At 47.9% G+C, this 361-nt stretch carries 1 protein-coding gene; it reads right to left on the reverse strand.

Annotated features, from left to right (window positions below; all coding sequences use genetic code 11):
- The coding region (locus A3763_RS06110; RefSeq protein ID WP_156494961.1) for a DUF1566 domain-containing protein at positions 1-361 on the reverse strand (361 nt) is incomplete at both ends.

Raw genomic sequence — 361 nt, forward strand, 5'->3', positions numbered from 1 at the left:
GCTTGTACCGAGTGCAAAAGGGCTAGATGTCCAGGTTAAGGCTGCATTGGAAGGGAAGTAATCAGTATCGAGCATGGGTTTAGCATTACCGTAATCAACGATACTGAGCAGCTCTTTGCGATTAGGTAGTCGCCAGTCGGCATAGCCACACCAGCCGGCTTCATTCATACGGTTAACAAAGGCTTCGGTGTTGCAGTAGCTAGCCGGTTCGTCTTCGTTATAGGCAAAACATTGCTCTCCTCTGCTATCTGCAAAACCTTCCGAACCACCGTTTGAGCTTGCGTCAGTATTGTACCAACTGTAACGATCATCGGCGTCATTTAAACCTTCGTCTCCTGGTGTTTCGTTGCCTTCACTTTTT

The sequence above is a fragment of the Oleiphilus sp. HI0128 genome, assembly GCF_001635365.1.